This window comes from Aeromonas finlandensis (assembly GCF_000764645.1).
Classification (GTDB): Bacteria; Pseudomonadota; Gammaproteobacteria; order Enterobacterales; family Aeromonadaceae; genus Aeromonas; species Aeromonas finlandensis.
Map to the genome: position 1 here is coordinate 1 of NZ_JRGK01000228.1, position 612 is coordinate 612.

At 34.8% G+C, this 612-nt stretch carries 1 protein-coding gene; it reads left to right on the forward strand.

Going from position 1 to position 612, the window contains the following annotated elements; genetic code table 11:
• Positions 1 to 3 precede the first annotated feature (3 nt).
• Positions 4 to 612, forward strand: a 609-nt coding sequence (locus LD28_RS22470; RefSeq protein WP_277619821.1) for a branched-chain amino acid transport system II carrier protein, incomplete at its 3' end; no start/stop codon positions are given.

The following is a 612-nucleotide window of genomic DNA, read 5'->3' on the forward strand; positions in this document are numbered from 1 at the left end:
GGGTTGCTTAATGGTTACTATAATATGGGTATGCTGGCACCATTAATATTAAGTGTTTTTCTGGTTAGAAAATTCTCTAAAATAGAGGGGGGGAGTGAATATCGAAATTCAAAATACATTATTCATTCTTGTGCTATTTCATCTTGCGTGCTGACATTGGCATTAATTTCAATGTTAATGATGGATAACCCATCAAATGACATCTCAGAACTCCCAAAGAATGTCAACCAATTGGTTGCATATGCGGATGGTTTTTTTAGTCAATTATGGCAAGTAGCGTTTATATTAATCAACATAATAGCAAACATAACTTTTGCTACATGCTTGCTGTCTATTTGTGCTTTATACTTCCAGAGTTTGACTCGCCTGACCTATCGTCGATGTGTTATTTTAATGTCCATAGAGAGTATTGCTGTTGCCACTTCAGAGTTTACGATGCTGATGGAGATAGCATTTCTATTATTACTCATAATTTATCCAGCAATAATCACACTACTCACTATTTACATGTTAAATGTGTACGTTAACCATAGTAAAACAACCATTAAAATAACAACTCTGAATGCTTTGCTATTTGGTTTTTTTGATGGGCTCGCAACTCAAGCTGTCTCT